General features: G+C 73.6%; 8 protein-coding genes. 4 read left to right on the plus strand and 4 right to left on the minus strand.

Annotated features, from left to right (window positions below):
- Nucleotide 1 precedes the first annotated feature (1 nt).
- The 4 genes from modA (at nucleotide 2) to JNB62_RS01950 (ending at nucleotide 3,405) form a co-directional block, all read left to right on the plus strand.
- Nucleotides 2–799, plus strand: a complete 798-nt coding sequence (gene modA, locus JNB62_RS01935) for a molybdate ABC transporter substrate-binding protein (RefSeq protein ID WP_220299172.1) — start codon at nucleotides 2–4, stop codon at nucleotides 797–799.
- Nucleotides 796–1,614, plus strand: a complete 819-nt coding sequence (locus tag JNB62_RS01940) for an ABC transporter permease (protein ID WP_223230855.1) — start codon at nucleotides 796–798, stop codon at nucleotides 1,612–1,614. The genes modA and JNB62_RS01940 overlap by 4 nt, the downstream gene beginning before the upstream one ends.
- Nucleotides 1,590–2,681 carry a sulfate/molybdate ABC transporter ATP-binding protein gene (locus tag JNB62_RS01945; RefSeq protein WP_308291697.1) on the plus strand — a complete coding sequence of 364 codons (1,092 nt, stop codon included), beginning with the start codon at nucleotides 1,590–1,592 and terminating at the stop codon, nucleotides 2,679–2,681. The genes JNB62_RS01940 and JNB62_RS01945 overlap by 25 nt, the downstream gene beginning before the upstream one ends.
- 112 nt (nucleotides 2,682–2,793) lie before the next feature.
- Nucleotides 2,794–3,405: a GNAT family N-acetyltransferase gene (locus JNB62_RS01950; RefSeq protein ID WP_220299173.1), complete on the plus strand. Its 612-nt coding sequence runs from the start codon at nucleotides 2,794–2,796 to the stop codon at nucleotides 3,403–3,405.
- 20 nt (nucleotides 3,406–3,425) lie between these two features.
- Here JNB62_RS01950 and JNB62_RS01955 read toward each other — a convergent pair whose 3' ends face one another.
- The 4 genes from JNB62_RS01955 to cydB are packed head-to-tail and all read right to left on the minus strand — an operon-like array spanning nucleotide 3,426 to nucleotide 8,865.
- The gene (locus JNB62_RS01955) at nucleotides 3,426–4,367 is read right to left on the minus strand and encodes a capsular polysaccharide synthesis protein (RefSeq protein ID WP_220299174.1); all 942 of its coding nucleotides are present in this window, start codon (nucleotides 4,365–4,367) and stop codon (nucleotides 3,426–3,428) included.
- A 28-nt stretch (nucleotides 4,368–4,395) separates the two neighbouring features.
- Entirely contained in the window at nucleotides 4,396–6,078 is a 1,683-nt protein-coding gene (cydC, locus tag JNB62_RS01960) for a thiol reductant ABC exporter subunit CydC (protein ID WP_220299175.1), read from the minus strand.
- Nucleotides 6,075–7,772 carry a thiol reductant ABC exporter subunit CydD gene (cydD, locus tag JNB62_RS01965; RefSeq protein WP_220299176.1) on the minus strand — a complete coding sequence of 566 codons (1,698 nt, stop codon included), beginning with the start codon at nucleotides 7,770–7,772 and terminating at the stop codon, nucleotides 6,075–6,077. The genes cydC and cydD overlap by 4 nt, the downstream gene beginning before the upstream one ends.
- 58 nt (nucleotides 7,773–7,830) lie before the next feature.
- The gene (cydB, locus tag JNB62_RS01970; protein WP_220299177.1) at nucleotides 7,831–8,865 is read right to left on the minus strand and encodes a cytochrome d ubiquinol oxidase subunit II; all 1,035 of its coding nucleotides are present in this window, start codon (nucleotides 8,863–8,865) and stop codon (nucleotides 7,831–7,833) included.
- Nucleotides 8,866–8,944: the final 79 nt, after the last annotated feature.

Below are 8,944 nucleotides of genomic sequence, written 5' to 3' on the forward strand. Positions count from 1 at the left end.
CGTGGGTCACGGAAGAACCCGGGCGATCGCGTTCGTCGCCCTGCTCGGCCTGGGGCTCACCGGATGCGCCGGCGCGGCGGGCGACCGGGGGCCGATCACCGCGCCGCCGAGTGACGAGGCCGTGCTCACGGGAGAGCTCACCGTCTACGCCGCGGCATCCCTCCACGGGGCGTTCGACGAGCTTGCCGCACAGTTCGAGCGGCGGCATCCGTCGCTCGACGTCCAGCCGATCACGTACGACGGCTCGTCGACGCTCGCCACGCAGATCGTCGAGGGCGCCCCCGCCGATGTCTTCGCGTCGGCCGATGAGAAGAACATGCGCACGGTCGTCGATGCGGGGCTGGCGAGCGAGCCCGAGCTGTTCGCGAGCAACACGCTCGTGCTCATCGTGCCGGCGGGCGACCCGGGCGGTGTGACCGGCCTCGGCGACCTGGCGGATCCCGCCCTGACCGTCGTTCTCTGCGCCGCCGCGGTGCCGTGCGGTGCGGCATCCACCACCCTCCTGGCGAACGCGGGGGTCACGGCGAGCGTCGACAGTTACGAGCAGAACGTCACCGCCGTGCTGACGAAGGTCGCGGCGGGCGAGGCCGACGCCGGACTGGTCTACGTGACGGATGCCGCCACGACCGACGAGGTCGAGAGCATCGCGGTCGAGGGCGCCGGCGCCGCCGTCAACCGCTACCCGATCGTCGCACTGGACGGTTCCGCGAACGCCGATGCCGCCGCCGCGTTCGTCGCCTTCGTGCGCGGCGATGAGGGGCGCAAGGTTCTCGCGTCGTTCGGCTTCGGGGCGCCATGACCGCCGCAGCGATGCGCGCCCAGCGCACGGGATTCGTACCGCGCACGCTCGCCGTGCCCGCCGTGGTCGGGCTGGCGCTGCTGATCCTGCCCCTGGGCGCTCTCGTGCTGCGCGTGGAGTGGTCGACGCTGTGGAGCGACGTGACGTCGCCGCAGGCGCTGTCGGCTCTGGGGCTCTCGCTGCTCACCGGGCTGATCGCGACAGTCGTGTGCGTCGTACTCGGGGTGCCGCTCGCCCTGCTCATCGCCCGCAGCGGCGACCGCGCCGCCGGGGCGCTGCGGGCGCTCGTGACGGTGCCCCTCGTCCTGCCGCCCATGGTCGGCGGCGTCGCGATGCTGTTCCTGTTCGGCCGGACGAGCTGGCTGGGCAGCGCGCTCGCCGAGTGGGGCATCCGCGTCCCCTTCACGACGACGGCGGTCGTGCTCGCCCAGGCGTTCGTGGCGCTGCCGTTCCTCGTGCTGGCGCTCGAGGGCTCGCTGCGGGCCACCGGCACGGGCTACGAGCAGGCCGCCGCCGGGCTGGGCGCGGGCCGGTGGACCATTCTCGCCCGCGTGACGCTGCCGCTCGCGGCGCCCGGCCTCGTCGCCGGCGTCGTGCTGTGCTTCGCCCGGGCGATCGGCGAGTTCGGGGCGACGGCTCTGTTCGCGGGCAACGCCCCGGGCGTGACGCAGACCATGCCGCTGGCGATCTACACCGCGTTCAACGGCGCCGGAGTGTCTCAGGGCACGGCCGTCGCGCTGTCGCTGCTGCTGCTCGTGACGGCGGTCGGCGTGCTGCTGCTCGTGCGGGCGTGGCGGGTCGAGACGCCGCGATGAGCGAGGTGGATGCCGTCACGCCGGGCGATCGCGCCGGTCTCGAGGCGCGGGTCGTCGTGCGTCGGGGAGGGTTCGTGCTCGATGCCTCGCTGCACGCTCGGGGCGGCGAGGTCGTCGCGCTCATGGGACCCAGCGGCGCCGGCAAGTCCACCCTGCTCGGGGTGCTCGCCGGGCTCACCGCGTTCGACGAGGGCGAGGTGCGGCTGGACGGACGCACGCTCGACGACGGACCGCGCCGGCGCACGGCGCCGTCCGAGCGCGGCGTCGTGCTGCTCGGTCAGGATCCGCGCCTGTTTCCGCATCTCACGGCGCTCGAGAACGTCGCGTTCGGACTGCGCGTGCGTGGCGCGACGCGGGCGGCAGCCGCCGACGGTGCGGCGGAATGGCTCCGGCGCGTCGGGCTGCAGGACCACGGCCGGCGGCGCCCCGCCAGGCTGTCGGGGGGTCAGCAGCAGCGCGTCGCGCTCGCACGCGCGCTCGCGACAGCGCCCGCCGCGATCCTCCTCGACGAGCCGCTCACGTCGCTCGACACCGAGACCGCGGCCGACGTGCGCGCGCTGCTGCACCGGCAGCTCGCCGCGACGCGCACGACCGCGCTCGTCGCCACACACGACGCCGTCGACGCGGTCGCCCTCGCATCGCACCTCGTGGTGCTCGAAGACGGGCGCGTCACGCAGTCCGGCCCCGTCCGCGACGTGCTGGCGTCGCCCGCGACGCGGTTCGCGGCGGCGGTCGCGGGCCTCAACCGCGTCGTCGGGCGAAGGGATGCCGCGGCCTGGCGCGCCGGGGGACTTGTGCTGGCGGCATCCACTCTTCAGACGGCCGGCGATGCTGCGGCGGTGTTCCGGCCCGGAGACGTGCGGATCCTCGGTCGCGCGCCGAGCGGCCCGGGGGAGTGGGAGGCGCGGATCGTGCGACTGGAGCAGACGCCGGCAGGTGTGCGCTTCCGCACCGCCGACCCCGATGTCGCCGTCGACCTGCCTGCGAGCCACGCCGCCGGCCTCGAGCCGGGCGCGACGCTCGCCCTCGCCGTCGATCCCGCGGTCGTGCGTTTCGTCGCCGTGTGAGCATCCGTTCCGGGTGTCGCGACACGCGGCATCGGCGCCCCTGCGCTCGCGTGTCGCGACACCTGAACCGACACCGGCGCCCCGGCTGACGGGGCGGCCCTAGACTCGCGGGGTGACCCGCATCCGCCCCTTCCGCCCCGGCGACGAGCCGGCGCTCTCCGACATCTGCCTGCTGACCGCCGACGCCGGTGTCGACGCCACGGGCCTGCTCGATGACGACGACCTCTGGGGCGAGATCTTCGTCCTGCCGTACGTGGCTCGGCATCCCGAGTTCGCGTTCGTGGTCGAGACCGACGACGGTCGCGTCGTCGGCTACATCGTCGGCGCGCCCGACTCGTCGGCGTTCGAGGACTGGTTCGAGCACGAGTGGTGGCCGCGGTTCCACGAGCGCTGGCCGAAGCCTGAGGGCGACCCGCTGCCGGTGAGCGCCTCTCGCCAGGACGGCATCGTCCGCTACGCCTACGCCCGGCACGGCGGGTCGCAGCCGTTCGGCGACGAGTACCCCGCTCACCTGCACATCGACCTGCTGCCCGAGACGCAGGGCCAGGGACTCGGCCGTCGCCTCGTCGAGACGCTCGAGCAGGCGCTGCGCGAGGCGGGTGTGCCGGGCCTGCACCTCGTCGCCTCCGCCGACAATGCGGGCGCCATCGCGTTCTACCCGCGCGTCGGCTTCGAGGCGCTGCCGTCGCCGGAGGGTGCGGCGGTCTTCGCCAAGCGGCTGTGACACCGCCCGGCCGCGGGTGTTCAGACGGTGAGCGGGCGGCCTGACACGAGCCGCTCGAGCACCGATCCCGTCGGCACGGCGTCGTACTTGTAGCTGAGCTTCTGCACGATCGACGTGCCCGCGACGAACCGCATGGCCTCGGCGTCCCACGGCTGCATCATGCCCAGCTGCAGCAGGTGCGCGGCGCCGGCCGACAGTGTGGGCGTCGCCAGCCACTGCCCGTGGAACTCCGGAACGAGGTCGTACAGCACCTCGAAGATCCGGTGGAACAGGAAGTAGTCCGGGATGCCGCCACCCGACTCCCACCATGCCTGCAATGTCAGCCGCTGCAGGCGGATGAGCGGCGTGCCCGACACCGCGGCGATGAACCAGTTGCCGATCTGGCGCCGCGTCCAGCGCGGGTAGAGGGCGCCCGCGGTGAGGAACGGCGCGACGGCCGCCGGCAGCGGCGCCGGCGCCCAGCAGGTCGCGTCGACCCAGATGCCGCCGAGCTCGTCGAGCACGCTGACGCGCACGAAGTCCGAGAAGTGCGCGGGGTGGTCCTTCTCGAGCGCCCGGGCGACGGCATCCGGGATCTCGACCAGCTCGCGCGCCGACGCGCCGTCGAGCACCGTGAGTGGCGTCGGCGAGCCGGCGTGCAGCCGTGTCATCTCGCCGACGCAGGCCTGCACGAGCGGCGGTGCGGTGTCGAGCGGTGCGTTCCAGAAGGTGTACAGCCGGAGTGCGTCGGGATCGACCCGGGCGCCGTCGCGCGCGGCGATCGCCTTGCCGTCGGCGCGCGTGCCCGGATCTGCCGGCAGTCCCGCCGCGGCCCGCAGCCCCGGAAGGCGGGGCCGCACGAAGTCGGTGAAGGTGCGATATGCGGCCACCGCGGCGACGGGGTCAACGCTGTCTCGGAACCTCGCGGTGCGTCTCAACTGCGCGTCGAGGCCTTCGAACGGGTTGCGGATGCCGTCGCTCACGGTCCGAGCCTAGGCCGCGGCCTGCGCGTCAGGCGCTGATCACGCGGCCGTCGTCGATACGGACGACCCGGTCGACGAGGTTCGCGGGCACGGCGACGTGCGAGATCAGCACGACGGCGCGATCCGGGGGCACGGCTCCGAGCAGATCCGTCAGCAGCCGGTCCGACGCCTCGGGGTCGACGCCCGCCGTCGGCTCGTCGAGCACCAGCACCGGGAAGCCTCGCAGCAGCGCCCGCGCGAGCGCGATGCGCTGCGCCTGCCCGCCCGACACGAGGGCGCCGCGCTCGCCGACGCGGGCGTCCAGGCCGCCGCGGCGGCGCACCCAGTCGTCGAGTCCGACGCGCGCGAGCACCGCTTCGAGCTCGGCGTCGGTGGCGCTGTCGCGGGCGAACAGGAGGTTCTGGCGGACGTCTTCGTCGAAGAGCATGGGATGCTGCTCGCACAGCCCCACGGTCAGCCGCACGTCGTCGGGGGCGAGGTCGTGCACCGATCGCCCGCCGAGGTCGTACGCGCCGTCGGTCTCGAGGAACCGGACGAGCGCGTGTGCCAGTGTCGTCTTGCCGGCGCCGCTCGATCCGACGACGAGCACGCGCTCGCCGGGCCGGACGGTCAGGTCCACGGCGTGCAGCGCGGCGTCTCCGATGCCGGGCCAGCGCACGTCCGCGCCACGCAGTCGGATGCCGTCGCCGAGCGCCGGCGCCTCGCCCGTGGCCGGCCGGGTCTCGGGAGCCAGCTCGACGGGCGGCGCCGTCGGGACGGCATCCGCGATCCGCTCCGCGGACGCCCGCACGCCGCGCCATGCGGAGGCCGCGAGCGGGACGGCCGAGAAGACCTCGAACACCGCCATCGGCACGAGCACCACGACCGCCAGTGCGGGACCGGTGAGGGCGCCGGAGGCCACGCCGGGCACGGCGGCGAGCACGGCCGCGATGGAGGCGGCGCCCGCCAGCAGCGAGACGAGGGCCGTGGTGCCGGCTTGCGCCCCCGCGCGCCGCACCACGGCACGGCGGAGTGCAGCGTCGGCGCTCGCGATGCGGTCGCGGCTCTGCGCCTCGGCTCCGTACGCCGCCAGCACGTCGAGGCTGCCGAGGTGGTCGAGCACGGCTTCGGCGAGCTCGGCGCGCAGCGGCGCGATGGCACGTTCGGCGCGTGCGCCCGACAGCCAGCCCCACAGGGTGGCGACGGCGGCCGCGACGAGAAGGCACGCGAGGAGGGTGAGCGCAGCGGGCCACCACACGACAGCGACGAGCACGACGGCACCCACGGCGACGAGTGCCGACGAGGCCAGCGGCTGCACCACGCGGAGCGGAAGGTTCTGCAGATCGTCGACGTCGTCGACCAGCGCGCCGAGCACAGAGCCCCGGCGCGTGCGCGCGAGCCCTTCGGGTGCGAGCGGGATCAGGCGGCGCACGAGGTCGGCGCGCGTCGAGGCGAGCTGCCGCAGCGCCGCGTCATGCCCCGTCAGTCGTTCCAGGTACCGGAACGCGGCACGCGAGATGGCGAAGAACCGCACCCCGACCACGGCGGCCGACAGGTACAGGACGGGCGGCTGCTCGCTCGCCCGCACGATCAGCCACGCGCTCACAGCGAGCAGCGCGACCGCCGACGCCTCCGACGCGAAACCGGCCGCCAGCGCCCACCAGAACCGCCGCGTCGGCGGCAGCGCGCCGCGCAGCACCGCGCCGGCGGATCCCGGGGTCGCCGCGCTCATGCGGGCACCTCGCTCGGCTCCAGGTGCACGACGGTGTCGGCGATCGCCCGTGCCGACGTGCGGTGCGAGATCAGCAGGACGGTCGCTCCCTCGTCGGCGAGTGAGCGGATGCCGCGCCACAGCCGCGCCTCGGTCTGCGCGTCCAGCGCGGAGCTCGGCTCGTCGAGCGCGACCACGGGTGCGAGGCCGCGAAGGTGCCGGTAGATCGCGCGCGCCACGGCGACGCGCTGCGCCTGACCGCCCGACAGTCCCGCCCCCTGCACGCCGAGTTCGAGAGCCGGGTCGAGCGCCTGCGCACACGCGAGGTCGAGCGCACGGCTGACCGCCGCGGTGTCGGGTGCGGGATCGCCGAGCGTGACGTTCCCGGCGATCGTGCCGGCGAGCAGACCCGGCTGCTGGCCGGCCCATGCGAGCCATTGCGACGGGGCGAGGGCGCGGACGTCGGCGCCGCCCAGCTCCGCCGTGCCGTCGAACGCCGCCGCGCCGCGCAGCGCGGCGAAGACGCTGGACTTGCCGGCGCCGCTGGGACCCTCGAGGAGGGTCACGGTGCCGGGACGGGCCGAGAACGACAGGGGCGGCAGCATCCCGCCGCCGCGGTGCACACGGAGGTCCCGCACGACGAGCCGCCCTTCGACAAGCTCTGGGACCGCAGGATGAGGCTCAGGGACCGGGGAATGTGAATCCGCGGAACCGGCAGCCGAGCCCTTCGAAGCGCGCGCGGCGTCGAGCACGGCGAACACGTCCTCCGTCGCGGCGACGCCCTCGGCCGCCGCGTGGAACTGCACGCCCACCTGCCGCAGCGGCAGGTAGGCCTCGGGCGCCAGCAGCAGCACGAACAGACCGACCGCGAGGGTGAGCGCGCCGTCGATGAGACGGAACCCGATCGACACCGCGACGATCGCCACGGAGATCGACGCCAGGAACTCCAGTGTGAAGCCCGACAGGAACGAGACCCGCAGCACGCGCATCGTCTCGCGGCGGTACTGGTCGGTGACGCGTTCGACGGATGCCGCGGCCCGGTGCTGACGGCCGAACACCTTGAGCGTCGACAGCCCCTGCACGGTGTCGGCGAAGCGTGACGCGAGGTGCTGCAGCGTCTGCCACTGGCGCTGCTGCACGGAGCGCGTCGCCAGGCCGATCAGCACCATGAAGACGGGGATGAGCGGCAGCGTGAGCAGCACCGTGAGACCGGAGATCCAGTCCTGCCACCACATCACGACGAGGATCAGCGGCGTCGCGACGACCGTCTGCACAAGCTGCGGCAGGTACCGGCCGAAGTACGCCTCGAGCGCGTCGAGCCCCCGCCCGGCCGTGATCGCCAGTGACGCGGAGCCGCGGGCCGCCAGCCATTCCGGGCCGAGCGCCCCGACCGCGGCGACGAGGGCCGAGCGCAGCTGCGTCTGCACGCGCGCGGCGGCACGCGCGGCCACGGCCTCGCGCGCCCACAGCAGCGCCGCGCGCACCGCGACCACGGCCGCGAGCCACCCGAGGGTGGGCGCGAGCTCTGCCACCGGCATCCCGTCGATCGCGGACGTGATCGCCCGCGTGAGCAGCCACGCGAAGGCGACGATCACGACGGTCTGCGCCAGCGCGATCGCCGCGATCGCCACGAAGAACCCCCGTGAGGCGCTCGCGTACCGCAGCAGGCGCGGATCGACGGGTGCCTGCGGCGACTCCGCGTCCGCCTTGGGCACCCTCTCCCGGCCCAGGCGTCTCGTCTCGCTTCGCTCGCTCAAAGACCGATGTGCTCCGTCAGTGGACGGGCGCCGCGGCGGCCGCCTCGATGTGCGAGCGCGTCACACGCTTGCGGAACACCCAGTACGTCCAGCCCTGGTACGCGAGCACGAGGGGAAGGAAGATGAGCGCCGCCCACGACATGATCGTCAGCGTGTAGTCGGTGCTCGACGCGTTCTCGATCGTGAGGCTGTATGCCGGGTCGGTGGTCGACGGCATGACGTACGGGAATAGCGCGAACCACACCGCCAGCACGGCCGTCACGATCGTCACCGCGCCGAATCCGAACGCCCAGCCCTCACGGCTGCGCGCGTTGGAGATCCACGACGCGATGAGCAGCACCGCGGCGACGGCGGCGAGCACCGTCGTGACGAGCGCGAAGTCGCGGCCCTGCGCGAAGGCCATGACGACCGTCCACACCAGGAACGCCGCCGCGACCACGATCGTGAGAAGGCCGGCGCGCGCGGCCAGCCTGCGGGCGTCGACCGCGACCTGGCCGTCGGTCTTGAGCGCCACGAAGTACACGCCGTGCGTGAAGAACAGCAGCAGCGTCGTGAGGCCGCCCAGGAGCCCGTAGGGGTTGAGCAGCGTCAGCAGCGACCCCGTGAACTCGTGTGCGGCATCGATCGGCACGCCCTGCACGATGTTGGCCACCGCGACGCCCCACAGGAACGCGGGCACGGCAGAGCCGACGACGATCATGGTGTCGAAGCCGCGCTTCCACCGCAGAGAGTCGCGCTGGTGGCGGTACTCGAACGACACCCCCCGCAGGATGAGCGCGAGCAGTATCAGCAGCAGCGCGAGGTAGAAGCCGCTGAACAGCGTTGCGTACCACTCCGGGAACGCGGCGAACAGGCAGGCGCCGGCGACGATGACCCAGGTCTCGTTGAGGTCCCACACCGGGCCGATGGTGTTGATGACCTGGCGGCGGCTGATGTCGTTCTTGCCGAGGAACGGCAGCGACATGCCGACGCCGAAGTCGAAGCCGTCGAGCACGAAGTAGCCGACGAACAGGAAGCCGACGATCCAGAACCAGAGGTAGGCGAGGTCCATTTCGATCTCCTAGTACACCGTCGAGCGGATGCCGGCGTCCGCGCTCTCGTCGCGGTCGGGGTCGACCGGGGCATCGGGG

The organism is Microbacterium jejuense, assembly GCF_019511665.1.
Classification (GTDB): Bacteria; Actinomycetota; Actinomycetes; order Actinomycetales; family Microbacteriaceae; genus Microbacterium; species Microbacterium jejuense_A.

What these genes read in the sequence shown, in the direction of transcription:
- JNB62_RS01940 (WP_223230855.1), top strand. Translation starts at nt 796, where the DNA reads ATGACCGCCGCAGCGATGCGCGCCCAGCGCACGGGATTCGTACCGCGC.
- cydC (WP_220299175.1), bottom strand. Translation starts at nt 6,078, where the DNA reads ATGAGCGCGGCGACCCCGGGATCCGCCGGCGCGGTGCTGCGCGGCGCG.
- cydB (WP_220299177.1), bottom strand. Translation starts at nt 8,865, where the DNA reads ATGGACCTCGCCTACCTCTGGTTCTGGATCGTCGGCTTCCTGTTCGTC.